General features: G+C 69.0%; 20 protein-coding genes and 1 riboswitch. Of the genes, 9 read left to right on the forward strand and 11 right to left on the reverse strand.

What is annotated here, in order from left to right:
* Positions 1–252: 252 nt before the first annotated feature.
* On the forward strand, positions 253–1,287 hold the full coding sequence (locus ACN5W5_RS12890) for a ZIP family metal transporter (RefSeq protein ID WP_420048907.1): 1,035 nt from the start codon (positions 253–255) through the stop codon (positions 1,285–1,287).
* 23 nt (positions 1,288–1,310) lie between these two features.
* Here the strand turns inward: ACN5W5_RS12890 and ACN5W5_RS12895 are convergent, their stop codons facing one another.
* Positions 1,311–2,012 (reverse strand): haloacid dehalogenase type II, encoded by a 702-nt coding sequence (locus tag ACN5W5_RS12895; RefSeq protein WP_420048908.1) that lies wholly within the window; start codon positions 2,010–2,012, stop codon positions 1,311–1,313.
* A gap of 159 nt (positions 2,013–2,171) precedes the next feature.
* Between ACN5W5_RS12895 and ACN5W5_RS12900 the strand changes: the two genes are divergently transcribed.
* From ACN5W5_RS12900 to ACN5W5_RS12910, 3 genes are all read left to right on the forward strand, one after another.
* Complete coding sequence (locus tag ACN5W5_RS12900) at positions 2,172–3,536, forward strand: MBL fold metallo-hydrolase (RefSeq protein ID WP_420048909.1); 1,365 nt, start codon at positions 2,172–2,174, stop codon at positions 3,534–3,536.
* Position 3,537: 1 nt separating this feature from the next.
* Positions 3,538–4,731 carry a lytic murein transglycosylase gene (locus ACN5W5_RS12905; RefSeq protein ID WP_420048910.1) on the forward strand — a complete coding sequence of 398 codons (1,194 nt, stop codon included), beginning with the start codon at positions 3,538–3,540 and terminating at the stop codon, positions 4,729–4,731.
* Between the two features lie 67 nt (positions 4,732–4,798).
* On the forward strand, positions 4,799–5,209 hold the full coding sequence (locus ACN5W5_RS12910; RefSeq protein ID WP_420048911.1) for a hypothetical protein: 411 nt from the start codon (positions 4,799–4,801) through the stop codon (positions 5,207–5,209).
* Between the two features lie 16 nt (positions 5,210–5,225).
* Here ACN5W5_RS12910 and ACN5W5_RS12915 read toward each other — a convergent pair whose 3' ends face one another.
* The 7 genes from ACN5W5_RS12915 to ACN5W5_RS12945 all read right to left on the reverse strand — a co-directional run bounded on the left by ACN5W5_RS12915 (position 5,226) and on the right by ACN5W5_RS12945 (position 12,051).
* On the reverse strand, positions 5,226–5,678 hold the full coding sequence (locus tag ACN5W5_RS12915) for a hypothetical protein (RefSeq protein ID WP_420048912.1): 453 nt from the start codon (positions 5,676–5,678) through the stop codon (positions 5,226–5,228).
* Between the two features lie 10 nt (positions 5,679–5,688).
* Positions 5,689–6,036 (reverse strand): heavy metal-binding domain-containing protein, encoded by a 348-nt coding sequence (locus ACN5W5_RS12920; RefSeq protein WP_420048913.1) that lies wholly within the window; start codon positions 6,034–6,036, stop codon positions 5,689–5,691.
* Positions 6,037–6,159: 123 nt separating this feature from the next.
* Positions 6,160–6,804, reverse strand: coding sequence for an ABC transporter ATP-binding protein (locus tag ACN5W5_RS12925; RefSeq protein ID WP_420048914.1), 645 nt, complete (start codon positions 6,802–6,804; stop codon positions 6,160–6,162).
* A complete protein-coding gene (locus tag ACN5W5_RS12930) occupies positions 6,797–8,443 on the reverse strand; it encodes an ABC transporter permease (protein WP_420048915.1) in 1,647 nt (548 codons plus the stop codon). Before ACN5W5_RS12930 ends, ACN5W5_RS12925 begins: the two co-directional genes overlap by 8 nt.
* Positions 8,444–8,448: 5 nt before the next feature.
* Complete coding sequence (locus ACN5W5_RS12935; protein ID WP_420048916.1) at positions 8,449–9,519, reverse strand: thiamine ABC transporter substrate-binding protein; 1,071 nt, start codon at positions 9,517–9,519, stop codon at positions 8,449–8,451.
* Positions 9,520–9,585: 66 nt separating this feature from the next.
* Positions 9,586–9,694: riboswitch (TPP riboswitch) on the reverse strand.
* A 41-nt stretch (positions 9,695–9,735) separates the two neighbouring features.
* Positions 9,736–11,385, reverse strand: a complete 1,650-nt coding sequence (locus ACN5W5_RS12940; protein WP_420048917.1) for a lipase family protein — start codon at positions 11,383–11,385, stop codon at positions 9,736–9,738.
* Between the two features lie 3 nt (positions 11,386–11,388).
* Positions 11,389–12,051, reverse strand: coding sequence for a hypothetical protein (locus ACN5W5_RS12945; RefSeq protein WP_420048918.1), 663 nt, complete (start codon positions 12,049–12,051; stop codon positions 11,389–11,391).
* Between the two features lie 227 nt (positions 12,052–12,278).
* Here ACN5W5_RS12945 and ACN5W5_RS12950 point away from each other — a divergent pair, with 227 nt between their 5' ends.
* Positions 12,279–12,941 (forward strand): class I SAM-dependent methyltransferase, encoded by a 663-nt coding sequence (locus ACN5W5_RS12950; RefSeq protein ID WP_420048919.1) that lies wholly within the window; start codon positions 12,279–12,281, stop codon positions 12,939–12,941.
* A 76-nt stretch (positions 12,942–13,017) separates the two neighbouring features.
* Here the strand turns inward: ACN5W5_RS12950 and ACN5W5_RS12955 are convergent, their stop codons facing one another.
* On the reverse strand, positions 13,018–13,188 hold the full coding sequence (locus ACN5W5_RS12955) for a hypothetical protein (protein ID WP_420048920.1): 171 nt from the start codon (positions 13,186–13,188) through the stop codon (positions 13,018–13,020).
* Positions 13,189–13,302: 114 nt separating this feature from the next.
* Complete coding sequence (locus ACN5W5_RS12960) at positions 13,303–14,184, reverse strand: transglutaminase-like domain-containing protein (RefSeq protein ID WP_420048921.1); 882 nt, start codon at positions 14,182–14,184, stop codon at positions 13,303–13,305.
* A gap of 197 nt (positions 14,185–14,381) precedes the next feature.
* Between ACN5W5_RS12960 and ACN5W5_RS12965 the strand changes: the two genes are divergently transcribed.
* From ACN5W5_RS12965 to ACN5W5_RS12975, 3 genes are read left to right on the forward strand one after another with little or no spacing between them, the layout of a single operon-like run.
* Positions 14,382–16,961, forward strand: coding sequence for an ABC transporter permease (locus ACN5W5_RS12965; protein WP_420049259.1), 2,580 nt, complete (start codon positions 14,382–14,384; stop codon positions 16,959–16,961).
* A gap of 20 nt (positions 16,962–16,981) precedes the next feature.
* The gene (locus ACN5W5_RS12970; protein WP_420048922.1) at positions 16,982–18,079 is read left to right on the forward strand and encodes a PLP-dependent cysteine synthase family protein; all 1,098 of its coding nucleotides are present in this window, start codon (positions 16,982–16,984) and stop codon (positions 18,077–18,079) included.
* A complete protein-coding gene (locus ACN5W5_RS12975) occupies positions 18,051–19,229 on the forward strand; it encodes a lipocalin-like domain-containing protein (RefSeq protein WP_420048923.1) in 1,179 nt (392 codons plus the stop codon). Before ACN5W5_RS12970 ends, ACN5W5_RS12975 begins: the two co-directional genes overlap by 29 nt.
* A 21-nt stretch (positions 19,230–19,250) precedes the next feature.
* On the opposite strand, the gene ACN5W5_RS12980 is transcribed toward ACN5W5_RS12975, so the two are convergent.
* Positions 19,251–19,811: a sterol desaturase family protein gene (locus ACN5W5_RS12980; RefSeq protein WP_420048924.1), complete on the reverse strand. Its 561-nt coding sequence runs from the start codon at positions 19,809–19,811 to the stop codon at positions 19,251–19,253.
* 189 nt (positions 19,812–20,000) lie between these two features.
* Here ACN5W5_RS12980 and ACN5W5_RS12985 point away from each other — a divergent pair, with 189 nt between their 5' ends.
* A complete protein-coding gene (locus tag ACN5W5_RS12985) occupies positions 20,001–20,216 on the forward strand; it encodes a CsbD family protein (RefSeq protein ID WP_177136489.1) in 216 nt (71 codons plus the stop codon).
* Positions 20,217–20,270: the final 54 nt, after the last annotated feature.

Below are 20,270 nucleotides of genomic sequence, written 5' to 3' on the forward strand. Positions count from 1 at the left end.
TTTCTCCGGAAATGAATGAACAACGGAGCGGATCATGGAAGCCGGGCAACAAAACAGGAACGAATACGTTTTCAGTTGTTTATTACTAAAACAGCTGAGCCAAATGTGTCTTGACCGCTAGGACCCGGCGCAGACCCCCGCTGCGGCTATGGGCTCCATCAAGGCAATCAAATGGCGCTGCTTGATAGTTTTTGACAAACTATCCATCCAGAACGGTAGAAAACACCGCCAAACACCCCGCCAGGAGCCCCCATGACCGCCCTCATCCGCCAGATCCAGCCCGTGTGGTTCCAGATGCAGCGCCTGGAACGGCCGGTGCCACCGCACGCGCTGCGCAACGCCCTGTTCGCGCTCGGTGCCGGCCTGCTGCTGATGGCCGGGCTGGCCGCAGGCAGCACCTTCTGGGCACCCACCCGCGGCTGGTGGGACGCCACCGGCGCCAGCAGCACCATGACGGCGGGTGTGCAGGCTTCGCTGCTCGCCGCTTTGGCCACCGCCGTCGGGGCGCTGCCAGTGTTTCTGGTGCAGCGCGTGAGCAAGCGCCAGGAGTCGGCGCTCATGTCGTTCGCCGCGGGTGTGATGCTGGCCGCCGCCATCTTTGCCCTGCTCCTGCCGTCCATCGATGCAGGGCAAGCTTTGCTCGCCGCCACCGGTTCGGCGCGCACCGGAGCCGCCGGGCTCACCGCCATCGGCCTCACGCTGGGCATGTTGCTGATGATCGGCATCGACCGCGCCCTGCCGCACGAACACGCGGTGCTGCCCCCGGCCGCCACCGGCCACGCCGCGCCATGGACCACGGCCGATGGCCGCGATCCGGGCGCCACCCAGCGCGCCTGGTTGATGGTGCTGGCGATCCTGATCCACAACGTGCCCGAAGGACTGGCCGTGGGCGCGGCCTACGCAGGCACCGCGCTCGGCGCGGACGGCGGCGCGCCGGTGAACGCGGGCGCTTCGGTGGCGCTGGCGATCGGCCTGCAGAACATGCCCGAAGGCCTGATCGTGGCGATGGCCTTGCGCACGCTGGGCCAGAGCGCGGGCAGGTCGTGGGCGGTGGCCGCGCTCTCGGGTCTGGCCGAGCCCTTCGGCGCCATCGTGGGCCTGGCCCTGCTCGGCAGCCTGCCGGCCTTCTACCCCATCGGTCTCGCGGTGGCCGCGGGCGCGATGATCTTCGTGGTCAGCCACGAGATCATTCCCGAGACCCACCGCAACGGCTTCGAAGGCATGGCCTCGGTCACGCTCATGGCGGGCTTCATCTTCATGCTGATGCTGGACGCCGCACTGGGCTGACCACTTGCCGCCAGGTCACGCCCTCACGCAGCCACGCCCAGCACGTCCAGCACTGCGGTCAGATCGGTGCCGGTGTGATCCGGTCGCCGGCCGATGGTCTCGAAGGGCAGGCCCTGGCGGTTGATCCACAGGGTGGTGAAGCCGAACCAGGCGGCGCCGAGCGCGTCCCAGGCGTTGCTGGAGACGAACAGCACATCCGCCTTCTCGGCCACGATGTGGCGGGCCACCTCGCCATAAGCCACGGGCATGGTCTTGAACTGGCGCACGCCATCGACCGAGATCACATGGTCCAGCAGATCGGCCATGCCCGCGCTCTGCACCGCCGACGCCAGCATCTCGGGGTTGCCGTTGGACAGGATCGCGGTGGTCATGCCGCGCTCGCGCAGGGCCTGCAGCACCCCGTGGTTTTCCGGGAAGGCGGTGAGCTGGGCGTATTGCGCCATCAGCGCTTCCTCGTGCGTGTCCGACAGCGGCAGATTCAGGCGCTGCAGGGCGTAGCGCAAGGCCTGGCGGGTCAGGTCCCAGAACGGCCGGTAGTGGCGGCTGCCGTTTTCGCCGTCGGGGTCCGACAGCGAGATCAGGCGCGTGTATTCGATCTGCTTGTCGCGCCACAGGGTCGAGATCGCCGCACCCTGGCCGGGGTACAGGCGCTCGGCCAGCGCGCCGATCGAATACACGTCGAACAAGGTGCCGTAGGCATCAAAAACAACCGCCTGAATGGCCATGGGTCGGGCTCCGGTGTGTGGCGTTTTGCAACGTGCCGATTCGGTGGAACCGGGTCGTGTTCTCCCGCATTCTGAGCGGTGCGGCCCGGAATGCCAAAGCCCTGCCCGGCACCCTGTGCACGCAGGTCGTCCAGGCACCCGAAGGGTAAGATGGTTCGCATGAATGTACACATCCGATTCCTCGGAGCGGCGGGCACCGTCACCGGCTCCAAATACCTCGTCGAATTCAACGGTCAGAGCGTGCTCGTGGACTGCGGCCTGTTCCAGGGCTACAAGCAGCTGCGCCTGCGCAACCGCGACCCCCTGCCGGTGATGCCGAACCACATAGGCGCCGTGATCCTGACGCACGCGCACCTGGACCACAGCGGTTACCTGCCCCTGCTGGCCAAGGAGGGTTTTCGCGGCAAGGTCTGGGCCACGCCCGCCACGCGGGACCTCGCGCAGATCCTGTTGCCCGATAGCGGCCACATCCAGGAAGAAGACGCCAACTTCGCCAACCGCAAAGGCTTCAGCAAACATGCGCCCGCGCTGCCGCTCTACACCGAGAGCGACGCGTTGGACTGCCTGAAGCTGATGCGCACCGTGTCCATGCACCAGGTCTTTGAACCGCTGCACGGCTGGAAAGCGAGCTTCACCAGCGCGGGTCACATCCTCGGCGCGGCCAGCCTGCTGCTGGAAGTGGGTGGCAAGCGCATCCTGTTCTCGGGCGACCTGGGCCGGCCCGACGATTCGCTGATGAACCCGCCCGACCAGCCGCCCGCGGCCGACGTGGTGGTGGTCGAGTCCACCTACGGCGACCGCGAGCACCCGGAAGAAGACGTGCTCGCCGAACTCGGCCCGGCGCTGGCGCGCGTGGCCGCGCGCGGCGGCACGGCCGTGGTGCCGGTGTTCGCCGTGGGCCGCGCGCAGGAGATCCTGCACGCCATCGCCCTGCTCAAGGCCAACGGCGTGCTGCCGCACAGCCTGCCGGTGTACCTGGACAGCCCGATGGCCATCCACACCACCGACCTCTACGACCGCCACCTGGGCGAACACCGGCTGAGCGCCGCGCAATGCCGCGACATGGAGCACGTGGCCAAGATGACGCGCTCGGCCGACGAGTCCAAAGCCATCGCGCAACAACACGGCCCCAAGATCGTGCTCGCCGCCGCCGGCATGGCCACGGGCGGGCGCGTGCTCCACCACCTGGTGCAGTACCTCGGCCACCACCGCAACATGGTCGTGCTCACCGGGTACCAGGCGCCCGGCACGCGCGGCGCCAGCCTGTCGGACGGCGCGACCAAGCTGCGCATCCATGGCCAGGACGTGCCCGTGCGCGCCGAGGTGGTGCAGATGAAATCGGCCTCGGCCCACGCCGACGCCAGCCAGCTCATGGACTGGCTGCGCGCCCTGCCCGCCGCACCGCACCGCGTGTTCGTGACGCACGGCGACATGGGGGCCTCCGACGCCCTGCGCCACCGCATCGAAACCGAGCTGCGCTGGCAGGCGATGGTTCCAGAGCACGGCAGCACCTGGGCGGCATGAGATGAAACACATCCTGCAACTGGCCGCCCTGGCCATCACCCTGCCCGCGTTCGCTCAGACCTCGCCGCCCGAAGAGTTCACCCGCTGCATCGACAGCCTGCAAGGCGCTGCCCGCGCCGCCGGGGTTTCCGAGTCGGCCTACCGCCGCTTCACCCAGGACCTGCAGCCCGACATGAGCGTGATCGAGAAGCTGGACTACCAGCCCGAGTTCCGCATGCCGATCTGGGACTACCTCAGCGGCCTGGTCGACGAGGAACGGGTGGCCGAAGGGCGCGCCATGCTCACGACGCACGCCGAGACGCTGGCGCGTGTGCAGCAACGCTACGGCGTGGACCCGGCCACGGTGGTGGCGGTCTGGGGCGTCGAGAGCAACTTCGGCCAGACTTTCGGCAAATACCCGCTGGTGCAGGCGCTGGGCACACTGTCGTGCAACGGCCGGCGCCAGACCTTCTTCCGCGGCGAGTTCTATTCGGCGCTGCGCATCCTGCAGGGTGGCCACATCGCGCCCGAGCGGCTGGTGGGCTCCTGGGCCGGCGCCTTCGGCCACACGCAGTTCATGCCCACCACCTTCGAACGGCTGGCGGTGGACTTTGATGGCGACGGCCGCCGCGACCTGATGGACAGCACCGCCGACGCGCTCGCCTCCACCGCGAACTTCCTCGCCAAGGCCGGCTGGCAGGGCGGCCAGCCCTGGGGCTTCGAGGTGAAGCTGCCCGACGGCTTCAACACCACACAGGAAGGCCGCCGCAGCAAGCGACCCCTGAGCGAGTGGGCCGCTCGCGGTGTGCGGCGTGTGGACGGTTCTCCGCTACCGGGAGGCCTCGGCCCGGCCGGCCTGATGACGCCCGCGGGCGCGCAAGGCCCGGCCTTCCTCGTGTTCAAGAACTTCGATGCGGTCTACAGCTACAACGCCGCCGAGAGCTACGGCCTGGCCATCGCCCACCTGAGCGACCGCCTGCGCGGTGCCGGCCCTTTCACCACCCCCTGGCCCACCGACGACCCGGGCATCTCACGCGCCGAGCGCCGCGAACTGCAAGGCCTGCTGATCCTGCGCGGTCACGACATCGGCGAGGTGGACGGCATGCTGGGCGCCAAGAGCCGTAGCGCCATCAGCGCGGAACAGGAACGGCTGGGTCAGCAAGTCACCGGTCGCGGCGGGCAGAAGATCTTGCAGGCCTTGCGTGCGGGCAGGTGAGACGTCAGATCGCCACACAGCGGAGTCGGTGTGCCACGGTTCCGAACCAAAATTCGAGGGAGGAACCATGCAATCACTCAGGACATTTGTACTGCTGTCAGTTGTTTCTTTGACTTTGCTCAGCGGTTGTCTGGCGACCATTGATCTGACCTCCGAGTCCTCGCCGCTGGATGATGCCGATCGGGATGTGGCTCGACGGATCGGTCATCTGACCGAGGAAATCTGCGTCGTCACAACCCAACGGGGAGACACACCCGTTGGAACCAAGGTCAAACTTGCCAAAGAGGTTGCCGTGCGGCGGCTGTATGCCTCCGTTCCCTACTGGTTCAAAGCGGAGGTCAGCGGACAACGGGCGTGGGATGCTATTTACTGGAACCGGTTCACCGACGAACTGGTTTGCGGCGCCTCTGAATGGGCGAAGACGCCTGAATCCACCACGCTGGTCTTCAAGGAAGTCATCGGATCGCAGCGCCGCTGAGCCCGGCGCAGGCCAATCAGAGCCACCCGAACTGCGCCCGCACGTCGCGCGCGGTCAGATTGACGGGCGCGGTCGGCGCCTGGATGTACTGCCGCAGATTCGGCGCGCGCACCCCGCCGCCGTCCTGGCCGAGCACCGCCACGCCCTTGATGCGCCAGCCCCGCTCGCGCAGGGCGGCCACGTAGGTCTGGGCGTCGGGAAATTCCTCCAGGTCGGTCTTGTGCGCCGTGGGCGACAGGCAGAACACCACCGCTTCGCAACGCGAACGCTCCACTTCATGGATGAAATCTTCGATCGAGGTCCGGGTGATCTGCAGGGTGCCGACACGGGCGTAGAAGCGCTGCGGTCGCCGGCTGCCTTGCAGCTGGATGTCGCGCACGCTGCGGTTGAAACAGCCGGTGAGGCTGCGCACCACCGAGGTCTTGCGGGTGTTGGCGTTGCCGATGAGGATGTAGGCGTCCATGGGCATGCGGTGATCCTCAGCCCAGCTTGACCGCCGTGCCGCTGACGGCGACCATCATCATGCCGTTGGTCTCGCCCATGACTTCGTAGTCAAAGTCGATGCCGATCACACCGTTGGCGCCCATCTGTTTCGCCGCCTCGATCAGTTCGTCCATCGCCGCGTCGCGGGCACCGGCCAGTGCCCGCTCGTAGCCACCGGCGCGTCCGCCCACGACATCACGGACCGAAGAAAACAGGTCGCGGAAGATGTTGGCGCCGATGATGGCCTCGCCGTTGACCACGCCGAGGTACTGGTTCAGCTCGATGCCGGGCGGCGTGGTGGTGCTGAGAAAAAAACCGTCGGTGGATTTCGAAAACCAGCCCATGTGAACTCCCATTGGATTGAGACCGTGAAGGCACCCCACGGCGGATGCTGGATCATTGTGCCAGCGGTCACGTGCCCCCTCACCCCACCCCCCTCCAGCGTGCGGGGAGAGGGCGCCAGACCCTCACCAGAGTGAGACCAGCTTCCCGCCCTGCAGCCCCCAGGCGTGTTGTGCCATGGCGCGGGCTTCCTGTTCGTCGTGGGTGACCAGGATGGCGGTCATGCCGGCCTCGGTGATGCGTTCGCGGAACTCGGCGCGCAGCTGTTCGCGCAGGGTGGCGTCGAGCGCGCTGAAGGGTTCGTCGAGCAGCAGGGCGCGCGGCTGCGAGATGAGCGCACGCGCCAGCGCCACGCGCTGCTGTTCACCGCCCGAGAGCGTCCAGACCTTGCGCAGCGCCTGACCAGCGAGGCCGAAGCGCGCGAGCATGATGCGGGCCTGATTCCGCGCCTCGCTGCGGCGCACGCCCTGCTCCACCAGACCGAAGGCCACGTTGTCCTGCAGGTTGAGGTGCGGGAACAGCGCGAAGTCCTGGAACATGAGCGCAAAACCGCGCTGCTCGGGCGGCAGTGCCGTGATGTCCACGCCGTCAAACCACACGCTGCCCGCCTCCGGCGCGTCCAGCCCGGCCACGATCTTGAGCAAGGTGCTCTTGCCGCTGCCCGAGGCCCCGAGCAGGGCCACGGTTTCGCCGGCGGCCACGCTCAGGCTCACACCGTCGAGCAGCGGGCGGTGGTCCCATTGTTTGGTGATGTCGCGCAGTTCAAGCATGGGCGTCATTGTCCTTCTGCGCAGGGCCTTCGATCAGCGTGAACGCGATCAGCGCCAGGCCCATCAATACGCAGGCGAGCACCAGCGCCGCGTCGAGGTTGGCGGCACCGGGTCGGCCCAGGTGCTGGTAGATCAGCGTCGTGAGCGTGGTCCATTCGGGCCGCGAGAGGAACAGCGTGACGGCGAACTCGCCCAGCGCGGTGGCGGTGGCGAAAGCCATGCCCCGGCGCAACGCTGGCGCCACCAGCGGCAGTGTGACCCGCCACAACACGCGCCACGGCCGGGCGCCCAGCGTGGCCGCGGCCTGCGCGTAGCTGGCGGGCAGGCTGTCGAGCGCGGCGGTGAGCGACTTGGCCACAAAGGGGTAGGCCAGCAACGCGTAGGCCGCCACCAGCAAGGCCAGGCTCGCGGTCCAGTCCGGGTAGAGCAGCAGCAGACCGAAGGCGACCGTGACAGGCGAGACCACGAACGGCAGGAAGGCCGCGGCGCGCCAGGCCAGCGCGAGCGCACCGCGCGCTTCGCTGGCCTGGCGCTGCAGGCTGGCCGCGTCCAGCGCGCGCACCGCCAGCGCGTGCGTGAGACCCAGCGCCGTGGCCAGGGTCAGTGCCATGGCGGTGAAGCGCAGCGTGTTCCACAGGGCCGCGCGCGTGTCGGCCTCCAGCAGCACGGCAGTGCCCTGCCCGTCCAGCAACGCCTGTGCCGCGCGCCACACGATGGCCAGCAGCGGTGCGGCGCACACCACGAACAGCACCGCCAGCGCAGCCGCCACCGCCACCCACTGCGCACCGCTGCGCGGGCGCTGGCGCAGCACCGGTGACACGCGGCCCGGCGCCGCGAGCCGCTTTTCCAGCCAGGCGTAGGCCAGTGCCACGGCGCCGGTCAACAGCAGCATCCAGACCGCAAGCACGCCGGCCTGGCCCAGCGCCAGCTCGTGCGCCACCAGGGTGTAGATTTCCACTTCCACCGTCGCGTAACGCTGCCCGCCCAGGATCAGCGCCAGGCCGAAGCCGGCAAAGCAGTAGAGGAACACCAGGCACAGCGCCGAGGCCAGCCAGGGCGCGATCGCCGGCCATTCCACGCGCCAGAAGGCCCGCCAGGGCGTGGCGCCCAGCGTGCGTGCGGCGGCCACGCGCGGCGCGTTCACCTGCTCCAGTGCGTCCACGCCGGCGCGCACCACCACGCAGAGGTTGAAAAACAGGTTGCCGTAAAGCAGCAGCCAGGGCGTGTCCACCAGTTCGATGCCGGCCCCGGCCAGCGGCGCGCCCAGCAGACCGCGCGGACCCCAGAGCGCCAGCACGCCGAGCGCGGCCACCAGCGTGGGCACCACGAAGGGCAGCATCAGCAGGCGCAACACCAGCGCGCGGCCCGGGAACTCCAGCCGCGCCAGCACCCAGGCCACCGGCAGGCCCAGCACCAGGGCCAGTGCGCAGGTGATCGCCGCCTGGGCCAGGGACCACAACACGCGCCAGCGCAGGTAGCCGTCCTGCCAGACATCGAGCCAGCGCAGCGGCTCGCCACCCGACCATGCCCCCGCGCCCAAGCCCTCGGCCAGCAGCCGCACGACCGGCGCCACCAGCAGCAGCGCCAGAAAGGCCAGCGGCAGCGCGGGCAGCAGCCAGCGGGCTGGCAGGCGCGGCATGGGGTTTATTTCAGGACCACCCTGGTCCAGCGCTGCAGCCAGGCCTTGCCTTTGGCGGAGGCATCTGCGGCACTGGGGTTGTCAAACGCGGTCGGCTCGCTGGCGTGCTGTTTCATCACGTCCACACGCGCCGAGCCAACTTCGGCCGGGAACATCCACATCGTGGTCTGCAGGGCCTGCTGGGCCGGGGCCGAGCGCAGGAACTCGATGAACTTGGCGGCGGTATCGCGCGCCGCCGGGTTGCCACCCTTGACCAGCGCCACACCCTCGACCTGGCGGAACACACCGCCCTTGAGGAACAGGTTGGCGGTCGGCGACTCACTCATTTTTTCCTTGGCGTAGAACACCTCGGCGGCCGGGCTGCTGGCGTAGCTGACGACGATGGGCCGTGTGCCGCCGTTGCGCGTGAATTCGGTGTAGTAGGCCTCGGTCCAGCCCTTGACCACCTTCACGCCGTTGGCGCGCATCTGGCCCCACCACTGGAACGCGGCCTCTTCGCCCAGGCCCGCGATGGTGGCGAAGACAAAGGCCTGGCCGGGGCTGGACGTAGCCGGGTTCTGCACCACCAGCAGTTTGGCGTAGGCGGGCTTGGTGAGGTCTTCGAGCGAGGTCGGCAGCGCCAGTCCCTTGCTGACGAACCAGGCCTTGTCGACGTTGAGGTTCACGAAGCCGTAGTCCACCGGGACCACGCCCGAAACCACGCCGTTCTTGTCGGCGCCCTCGGCCATGGCCGCGGCCGAAGCGCGCTGCGCGGCGGGACCGGTGTAGGTGTCGAGCACCTTCGCAGCCACGGCGCGGGGCAGCAAGGTGTTGTCGATGCCGTAGACCACGTCGGCGATGGGCCGGGCCTTGGTGAGGATCAGCTTGTTGACCATCTCGCCGGCGTCACCGGCCTTGACAACCTGCAGCTTCACGCCCGCGTCTTTCTCGAACTGCGCCAGCAGCTCCTTGGGCAGGTCGAACGAGCTGTGGGTGAGCACACGCAGCGGCACCGCCTGCGCCCAGACCGCGGGCGTTGCGCCCAGGGCTGCGAGGGAAACCGAAACCAGTGCCGCAGAAAAAAACCGCCGTTGCATGGGAAGCCGCCTTGTCAAAAAGAACGCCACGGGAAGCGTCTGACAGGGACGGCAACGCACGCATCGGCGGCCGGCTGGTCACGCTCCCTACGCTGGCACGATCCAGATCAGGTGAGAGGGGTATTTCTCAGCCGCGGCCCGCGTCGTTGCGCGCCCGGCACCCCCGGTGAAGCTGCGGATTGTAGAGCGGGGCGGTGCGTGGCGGGGACCCGATCCTCAGATCCGCACGGGCGCCGGGGTCTGCGGCGCTGACGCCACGTGCTGGCTCGCCTGGGCCTGTTCGTTCACCGCCGGCGTGGTTTCGCGCTGCTGCGCCGCTTGCACCAGATGCGCTTCGGTGCTGCGTGCGAGCGCCGGGGCGATGGGCATCTCGCTCAGGATGCGCCCCTCGTGCACGACCCCCAGGCGCTGCCCGTCCTTGCTCACCAGGAAGCGCTCAGGCTCCCCTTGGTCCACGCGCGCGCAGTGCGCCACCGCCGCCGCGCAGACCTGGCTGATCTGCGTGGGGGTCAAGCCCTGGCGCTGCAGCGCTTCGCTGGTCTGCCGATAGGCCTGTGAGAACTGCGCCTGCTGCCCCGGGCTCAGCGCGGGAGCGGCTTGGGCCATTCGGGTCTGCTCATGCCCGCTGGGTGGGGCGCCTTCCCGCATGGCCACGGTCTCGGTCTTGACGGGCTGGCCCTCCGCATCGAATTCGGTGACCCGGGCCGGCTGCGCACGGCGGCCGTTCATTTCGATCAAGGTGCGTTGGCCGCGCTTGTCGTAGTGGTCGATCTCGACGTCGCCTGTGCGGGTGTTGACACCGATGTGCTCCATGCTGCCGTCTTCGTGCCGGATGTGAAACCGGTCGAACGGCGAAACATCGTCGCTGGTCGCCACGCAACTGGCCTTGATCACCGGCGATCCGCCCAGCTTGGCAAACAGCTGGCGCGCTTCGGGTGGCACCCGGGCGAAATCGGCATGGCCTTCTGGAATGCGGTAGCGACCCTGGGCATTCACCGACAGCCCTTGCTGGGCGTTGAACAGGGCCTGGTTGGCGTGATCCTGGCCCATGATGGCCCCGGCCACCAGTGTGCCGCTGCCGCTGAGCACCAGCGCGGTCTTGAGGAATTTGGGCACGGACGGGCCCGGCAAGACGGTGGGCTCCTGCCCCATGCGGCGACTGAGGTACTGGCCCTGCCACACCCCTTCGTAGTTGTAGGTGGCGATGTCGTTGGGCGTGCGCACGTCGTGCACCTGCCGGCCCAAGGCCTGGTAGCGCGCCAGCGCCGCGTCGTAACCCCCCGCGTCCTTGAAGTAATCGCCACGGATGGTTTCGCGCGCGATGGGCAGGCTGTTGTAGACGTACGCGTCGATGTTGTTACGCAGCGCGAAGCTCTGCGCCATGCCGCCACCCAGGCTGTGGCCGGTGGCGGCGAAGCGGTAGTCCTTGTAGCGCTCGTCGTTCCTGAGCGCTTCGAAAGCCCGTTGCGCCTGTTCCTGGATCTTGGTGAACTCGCTGGCGCCGGCATTGCCCAGGTCGGACTTCCAGTTGCTCCAGGCGTCCGAGCCTTTGAAGTCGAAGCTGATTTCGTGGGTCTTGTCGTTGATGGAGACCTTGAACTGGTTCTCCAGCTGGCCATCGGCGTTGTGCTGGGTGTTCCAGCCTTCCTGGGTGACTTGACCGGTGGTGGGGTCCTTGACGAGTGGCTTGTAGCTGGCCGGCAGGTCATCACCCGATTCAGCATATCGCCAGGGCTCCGGGTACTTGGCGACCTTTTCTGCTCCCTGGATGTCCTTGTGCTCATAGGCCCAATAGGCCAAGCGCATGCCGATGCGGGCGTCCAGTCGGTTGGGCAGCCCTTTTTCAGTCTTGGCGTCGGCGTTCATGGATCACCTGCCGCCAATATCCAGCCATTCGTTGCGTGGGGTCATGCAGCCGTTGTCCAACTCTTCCCACTCCCGCTGACGCTCCGCGTCTTTGAGCAAGGTTCTCGATCCGTCGGCGTTGTTCCTGTAGTAGCCGTTTCGAAACTTGGGCCACACGTCATAAGCAATGGAGTAGTACGCCACCTTGGGGCGCCCCTCGTCGAGCACCAGCCGGCGCACCGCGCATTGCTGCTTCAACAAAGGCAGAAGCTGGGCAAGCCCGCGTTCCCAGGCCTCCAGGTGGCCCTTGGGTCCTTTGCTCTTGTCCAGTTGACCCGGGATCGACTCGCTCGTCGCCACCTGCAAAGCCAGCAGGATCTTCGCGTCCATCGACCCCTTGGCCGCAGCCTTCTCGAACAGCGCCGTGATGGCCTTCGGGTCGGTGACGTCGTGGATCCAGCCGTCCGAATTCGCCAGCGCGTAGTAGTAGTCCCCCAGCGGATCGCCATGCGCCTGCAGGTCCTGCATGTGCTTGCGCAGGATGCCGGTCTGCTTGTCGAAGTCGCGCTGCTGGCTGCTGATGTGCACCGGGTCAACGGCTTTTGCCGCCGTCGAGCAGCCGATCTGCACCAGCCCCGCCAGCAGGCACAGGCCCAGGCTGGTGATCCATCGATGTGGTCGTGTCATGTGTGTTCGCTCCCTGCAATATGCCGGATGAATATACATCGAAAGGATTCAATACACGGCGCGTCGCCCCCTGTGTTACCGTGGCCCGGGCCCGCAGCCACTGCGCGGCCCACCCGCGAGATTGCCTCCTCGGCCCGCATGCCCCTGCCCATGGTGCCCATGGAAGCGCTGTGCCCGTTCGACCAGAACCGTTTCACACCGCACACACACCATGAAAAGAACAGCACATGCCTGGCTACGAGGTCCGTCAACAGACCGTCAACATCGGTGGACTGGACTACGACGTCCGCTCCCTGCTCGACAACCAGCAGTACGCTGACCCGCAAGGCAGCGCCGAAGACGCGGGCATGGGCGCCTCGGGCTGGCCGCTGTTTGGCCAGGTCTGGCCCTCGGCGCGCGTGCTCGCCCTGGCCATGCACAGCCACGCCATCGAGGGCAAACGCATCCTGGAAATCGGCGCCGGCCTGGCGCTGGCCAGCCTGGTGATCCACCGCCGGGCCGGTGATGTCACCGTGACCGACTGGCATCCGCTGACCGAGACCTTCCTGCAAAAAAACCTGCTCGCCAACGGCCTGGGCCCGCTGCCCTACCAGCCCGGCAACTGGGCGCTCGACGACGCCAGCGGCGCCAGCGGGCTGGGCCGCTTCGACCTCATCATCGGCAGCGACGTGCTCTACGAACGCCAGCAGCCGGCCCAGCTCGCGCGGTTCATCGACCAGCACGCCACGCTGCACGCCGAAGTCATCATCGTCGACCCGGACCGCAGCAACCGCAGCGCCTTCTGCCGCGAGATGGGGGCGCTGGGCTACCGCCTCACCATGCGCACGGCCGACAAGACGCTGGAGGGTGGCGAAGCCTACAAGGGCCGCTTCCTCACGTTCGCTCGCTGACGCTGCCGGAAAACAAAAAAAGGTCCGCAACGGACCTTTTTTCAGGTGCCGACCCGGAGGCCGGCAGAACAGCCGATCAGCCGCCCTTGTTGGAGCGCTTGCCGGGGTTTTTCTTCGAACGGGTGGCCACGCCACGCTCCAGACTCACGCGCTGACCACGGCCAGGGGTGGCCAGGACCATGCCGGCGATGGGGGTGGGACGGGGGGTGGCTTTGCGGTCGGCTTCGGTGACGATTTTGTTGCCCATGTCGGTTCCAGAGAGAAAAGTTGAAAACCCCTTATTAGGCCACAGGCGCGGCCCGGGCCTGGTGGCGGCGGACGGGCGGATCGGCCTCGCCGGCCCGCCAGCCCCCGCGACCGGTCAGAAGCCGGTGTGCCAGCCGCTGTCGGTGGACAGCGCCTCGGTGCGGTGCACCGGCATCTGCCAGCCGTTCTGCGGATTCACCTGGGCCGAAATGTCGATGACCGGCGCCTGCGCCTGCACGCCGCCAAAGATGGTGGCGAACGAGGCATCGGCGGCATCGCGGCCGGTGCCGATGCGCACGAAGCCCATGGGAATGGCGGTGCCGGACGGATCGAACAGGTACCAGCGGTGGCCGAGGTAGACCTCGACGTAGGCGTGGAAGTCGGTCGGCCCCAGGGCCGGATCGGCGCCGAAGTCGATCGCGGTGGTGAAGCGCGCCGGGATGTTGAGCGCGCGGCACATCGTGATCATGAGGTGGGCGAAATCGCGGCAGACACCCTTGTGGTCGTTCAGGGTGTCCAGCGCCGAGGTCATGGAGTTGCTGGTGTTGGACTGGAACGTGACCTGGCTCTGCACCCAGTCCTTGATCGCCAGCACGCGGCCATAGCCCTGCGGCATCTGCCCGAACAGCGAGTTGGCCAGCGCGGTGACGCAGTCCGACTGGCAGTAGCGGCTGGGGTAGATGTAGACCAGCGCGTCGGTGGGCAGCTGGGCCACCGGGGTCTCGAACACGGTTTCGGGCGCGGCGACGTGGTGCCGGATGTCCAGCGTGGCGCGGTAGCGCACCTGCAACGGGCCCGCGCCGGCGGTCAGGCGCAAGGTGCGGTTGCGTGTGGCGGCGTCGGTGTGCATGACCAGCGGCACCGGCTGGCTGACCTGCAGCTCTTCCCAGACCACGGTCTGCTGCGGCGAGAGCGCCGCCTGGATGTTGAAGATGAAGTCCGCCGAGGGCGGGTTGACCGTGTAGTTCAGGTCGATGGCGAGGTGGATGCGGACCATGGGGATCACCGTTAAAAGAGGTTGGGGCTGCTGGTGCAGCGCGGCAGCGCCGTTGTGCGCCGGGGGGACGGTGAGCTCCAGTTGACAGAGAAAGAATCTTACGCGCCTGGCCCTCGGGCTTCGGTGCGATGGCGCACCTACCAGACCGCCTGCGCATGCCCTGGCAGGCTCGCCGGGCCGGCGGTAAGCTCAAACCCATGCGCGCGCTGCTGACCACCTTCTCATTGCAAGAACTGCGCCACCATCCGTGGCGCACCGCCTCGGCCGTGGTGGCGGTGATGCTGGGTGTGGCGCTGGCGTTTGCGGTGCAGCTGATCAACGCATCGGCGCTGGCCGAGTTCTCCAGCGCGGTGAGCGCCGTCAACGGCCAGCCCGACCTGGAGCTGCGCGCGCGCCAGGGCGCGCTGGACGATGCGCTGCTGGAGCGAGTGGCGGCGCACCCCGATGTGGCGCTGGCCAGCCCGGTGCTGGAGTGGCCCACCGCCGTGCTGCTGCCCGGCGACCGCAAGCTGCCGGTGAAGATCGTCGGCGTGGACGCGCTGGTGGTGGCCCGGATTTCGCCCGCGCTCATGCCGGCGCTGGCGCGCCAGGACGACGGGAGCGCAGCCCGGCGGCTGGACATCTTTGCCCCCGACGCCGTGTTCCTCAACCCGGCCGCCCGCGAAGCGCTGGCCCGGGATGGCGCGGCCCTCGACCGGCTGCAGGTGCAGACCGGCCTGCGCCTGCAGAGCGTGCGCGTGGCCGGCACGGTGAACGCCCCGGGCGCGCCGCTGCTGGTGATGGACGTGGCCGCCGCTCAGGAACTGACCGGTCGCGTGGGCACGCTCAGCCGCATCGACCTGCGCCTGACCCCGGGCGCCCGGCCCGACGCCGTGCTCGCCGCACTGGACCTGCCGCCCAGCGTGATCGCGCAACGCCCCGAGCAGGCGGGTGAACGCGCCAGCAACCTGTCGCGCGCCTACCGCGTGAACCTCACCGTGCTGGCGCTGGTGGCCCTGTTCACCGGGGCCTTCCTGGTGTTCTCCATGCTCTCGCTCTCGGTGGCGCGGCGCCAGCAGCAGTTCGCGCTGCTGGGCGTGCTCGGCCTCTCGGCGCCGGAGCGGCTGCGCCTGGTGCTGGCCGAGTCGGCGCTGCTGGGCCTGATCGGCAGCGCGCTCGGCATCGCGCTGGGCACGGCGCTGGCCGCGCTGGCGCTGCGCGTGCTCGGCGGTGACCTGGGCGGTGGTTATTTTTCGGGCGCCGCACCGCCACTTCAATGGAGCGCCGCGGCCGCGCTGCTGTACGGCGCGCTCGGCGTGGCCGCCGCGCTGGCCGGCGGCTGGTGGCCCGCGCGCGCCACGGCCGCCCTGGCCCCGGCGCTGGCGCTCAAGGGCCTGGGCGGCGGGCGCAGCGCGTCGCGGCACCACGGCTGGGCGCTGGCGCTCATGCTGCTGGCCGCCGCACTGGCCTGGGCGCCACCGGTGGGCGGCGTCCCGCTGGCGGCCTATGTTTCGGTCGGGCTGCTGCTGGTCGGTGGCATCGCCGCGCTGCCGCTGGCCGTGGGCGCCTTGCTGCACTTCCTGGCGCCGCTGGTGGCGCGCCACGCGCTGCCGCTGCTGGCGGTCGAGCGCTCGCGCCGCCTGCGCGAGACCGCCGCCGTGGCCACCAGCGGCGTGGTCGCCAGCCTGGCGCTCTCGGTCGCGCTCACGGTGATGGTGGCGAGCTTTCGCGACTCGGTCACGCAGTGGCTCGACGGCGTACTGCCGGCGCAGCTCTATGTGCGCTCCGGCGGCAGCGGCCCGGGCGACGGCAACAGCCTGCCGCCCGACTTCGTGATGGCCGTGACCGCCCTGCCGGGCGTGGCGCGGGTGGACCCGCTGCGTGCCACCTCGCTGCAGCTCAACGCCAACCTGCCCGCCGTGACCCTGCTCGCGCGTCCGCTGGCCCGGGGCAGCGACGCGCCCGCCGGCCAGAAGCTGCCCCTGGTGGGCCTGCCCTTTCCGCTGCCGCCGGCCGCAGCGGGCGAACGCGTGGTGGCGGTGTACGTGAGCGAAGCCATGCTGGACCTGCACGGCGCGGTGCCCGGCGGCTGGCTGCCAGCCCTGGCGTTGGCCTTTCCGGCGGGTGGCAACACGCGCTTCTTCGTCGCCGGCGTCTGGCGCGATTACGCGCGCCAGCACGGCAGCGTGGTGATGGACCGCGCCGACTACGTGCGCCTTTCGGGTGATGCGCGCGTCAACGACCTGGCGCTGCACCTCGCGCCCGGCGCCGACGAAGACGCGGTGCGCGAAGCCATCCGCGCGCTGGCCGGGCGCCAGGGCGCCGCGGGCCTGATCGAGTTCGCCTCGGCCGGGCAGATCCGCGCCACCTCGCTGCGCATCTTTGACCGCAGCTTCGCCGTCACCTACTGGCTGCAGGCGGTGGCCATCGGCATCGGCCTGTTCGGCGTGGCGGCCAGCTTCAGCGCGCAGGTGCTGGCGCGGCGCAAGGAGTTTGGCCTGCTGGCGCACCTGGGCCTGACGCGGCGGCAGATCCTCGGCGTGGTCGCGCTCGAAGGCCTGGCCTGGACGGTGCTCGGCGCGCTCGCCGGCCTGGCGCTGGGACTGGGCGTGAGCCTGGTGCTGGTGCACGTGGTCAACCCGCAGAGCTTCCACTGGACCATGGACCTCGTGCTGCCCTGGGCGCGGCTGCTGGCGCTGTGCGTGGCGGTGGTGATCGCCGGCACCGCCACCGCCTGGCTGGCCGGGCGCGCCGCCGCCGGCCGCGACGCCGTGCAGGCGGTGAAAGAAGACTGGTGAACCTCCCTCACAATGACCGCATGAACACACCCCACTGGCTGCACCAGGCCATCGCCCGCATCGAGGCCGACTTCTGCCGCAGCGCCGACACCCACCTGATCGCCCTGCCCCTGCCGGGCTGGGCCGCGCACGGCATCGACCTCTACCTCAAGGACGAATCCACCCACCCCACCGGCAGCCTCAAGCACCGGCTGGCGCGCTCGCTGTTTCTCTACGCGCTGTGCAACGGCTGGCTGCAGCAGGGCACCACGGTGGTGGAAGCGTCCAGCGGCTCCACCGCCGTGAGCGAGGCCTATTTCGCGCGGCTGCTGGGCCTGCCCTTCGTCGCCGTCATGCCGCGCAACACCTCGCAGGAGAAAGTGGACCAGATCGCGTTTTACGGCGGACGCTGCCACTTCGTGGAGCACGCGGGCGAGGTCTACGCCGCCGCGCAACAGCTGGCCCGCGAGACCGGTGGCCACTACATGGACCAGTTCACCTACGCCGAGCGCGCCACCGACTGGCGCGGCAACAACAACATCGCCCACAGCATGTTCGAGCAGATGGGGCGCGAACGCCACCCGGTGCCGCGCTGGATCGTGGTCGGTGCCGGCACCGGCGGCACCAGCGCCACCATCGGCCGGCACCTGCGCTACCAGCAACACGCCACCCGGCTCTGCGTCGCCGACCCCGAGGGCTCGGTGTTCTGCGCCTACCACCGCAGCGGTGACGCCACGCTGACCGCGCCGGGTTCGCGCATCGAGGGCATTGGCCGCCCGCGCGTGGAACCCAGCTTCATCCCCACCGTGGTGGACCGCATGGTCGAGGTGCCCGACGCCGACTCGCTGGCCGCCATGCACGCGCTCACCGGCCTGCTCGGACGCCGGGTCGGCCCGTCCACCGGCACCAACCTCGTGGCCATGCTGGCGCTGGCGCAGGAGATGAAGGCGTACGGCGAACGCGGCTCCATCCTCTCGCTGCTGTGCGACAGTGGCGAGCGCTACCGGCAGACCTATTTCGACGCCGGTTGGGCGCAGAACCGGTTCGGCGACATCAGCGCCGCCCAGGCGCGCCTGGACGCCCAGCTCGCGTCCGACAGCGGCCCCCAGGATGCACCCACCGACCCCACCCGGGAATGACGCCCGGCCCACCGCGAGCGTGAGCGCACGGCGCCGCCTGGTGCTCGGCGCGGCCGCGGCCTGCGCCCTGCCCTGGCGGTGGGCGCAGGCCCAGCAGCCGGAGTCCGCCCGCGGCCCGCTCACACCGCGCGCACTCGCCTTCCCGCGCGACCACGGCACCCACAACACCACCCGCACCGAGTGGTGGTACCTCACCGGCCACGCGCAGGATGCGCAAGGCCGCAGCTTCGGTTTCCAGGTCACGTTCTTCCGCAGCCGCGTCGATGGCACCCAAGGCCTGACCAGCCGCCTGGCCGCGAAGCAGCTGGTGTTTGCCCACGCCGCCATCACCGACGTGAGCGGCCAGCGGCTCTGGCACAGCGACCGCATCGCGCGCTGGAACGGCGAACCGCCCGCCATCACCGGGCGCGGCGTGTACGCGCTGGAAACCGACACCCACGTGGCGCTGGGCGACTGGTTCATCCAGCGCCGGTCCGACGGCGGCTACACCACCCGCGTCAGCGACGACGCGCTGCGCATCGCGATCGACGCGACGCCCACGCAGGCCATCCTGCTGCAGGGCGAACGAGGCTTTTCGCGCAAGGGCCCCGACCCCGCGCAGTCCAGCTTCTACGTCAGCCAGCCGCAGCTGGAAGTGCGTGGCACGCTGGGCTTTCAGGGCCAGACCTTCACGGTCACCCAGGGCAAGGCCTGGCTCGACCACGAATGGAGCGAAGCCCTGCTGCACCCGGAGGCCGTGGGCTGGGACTGGATCGGCATGAACCTGTTCGACGGCCACTGCGTCACCGCCTTCCAGCTGCGCCGCAAAGACGGCAGCATGGTGTGGGCCGGCGGCTCGTTCCGCGCCGCGGGCAGCGCGCAGAACCCCACCGACATCTACCGCTTCCGGCCCGGCGAAGTGGAATGGGTGGCCCAGCGCCACTGGACCAGCCCGCGCACCCGCGCCCGTTACCCGGTGGAATGGATGATCCGCACGCCCGCGGACTTCTACACCGTCAAGGCCGTGATCGACCCGCAGGAACTCGACAGCCGCGCGAGCACCGGCACGGTGTACTGGGAAGGCCTGTCCGACCTGTTCGACAGCAACGGCAAGCACGTCGGCCGCGGCTACCTGGAGATGACAGGCTACGCGCAGCGCCTGGTGCTGTGAACCCGGGCCCCGCCTGCCGCTTCAGCGGCTGGGCAGCAGGCGCTGGCGAGGGCTCAGACAGCCGTCCCAGAATCCCGTAGTCACGCCGTAGCAGCCGAGCGGGCGCACATGGTGGTGCCGCGCGTGCCAGCGCTGGCGGCGCAGGAACCAGGCGTTGCTGGAGTGGCCGTGGTGCAGCGCGTGGTGCAGCGCTGTGTAGACCAGATAACCCGACAGCAGGCCCAGCATGAACGCCTCGGCGCGCCAGTCGCCCAGCAGCCACCGGGCGGGCAGGTAGAACACGCCGCCAAACAGGGCGGCGCTGACCAGCGTGGGTGTGCAAATCAGCGCTTCGGGGCGCCGATGGTGTTCGGCGTGCCAGCGGCTGAAGGGTGGCAAGCCATGCAGCACGAACCGGTGCAGCCCGTATTCCAGCGCCGACCAGGCCAGCGCGCCCAGCAGGCCGTAGACCGCGATACCGCTCCAGTCGGCCAGGGGCAGCGACCAGCCCAGGTAGACCAGCAGCGCCAGCGCGACCACGCTGTAAAGCACGAAGTCGGTGACGTAGGCGGCCCGGCTGTGTTCCGTGTTGAGAAATGGCATGCGGAGGTCCCCTGTCCGGGGCAATGGCGTTGAAAGCTGCGACAAGGCATCGTGGTGTTTCCGCGCGCCGCGGTCTGTGCGCTGGCGAACCCCGAACGGTTCGCCAGCGCACAGACGGCCGCCCGTTCCCGACCTAAAAAGGGCACCGTGGTGGACGTTTCTGTTCACCCGACAACCTGAGGACATCGCATGAACTGGGACACCATTCAAGGCAACTGGAAACAACTCACCGGGAAAGCCCAACAGCAGTGGGGCAAGCTGACCGACGACGACCTGCAGGTCGTGGCCGGTCACCGCGACCAGCTCGCCGGCAAGATCCAGGAGCGCTACGGCATCGCCAAAGACGAAGCCGAAAAACAACTCAAGGACTGGGAAGACCGGGCCGACGACAGCTGGTTGAAATAACCCGCTCGATGCTGTTCGCCTGCGGCAGACCACCGGCCCGGGCGACAGCCGCCG

The organism is Hydrogenophaga sp. ZJX-1 (assembly GCF_048590325.1).
Classification (GTDB): Bacteria; Pseudomonadota; Gammaproteobacteria; order Burkholderiales; family Burkholderiaceae_C; genus Hydrogenophaga.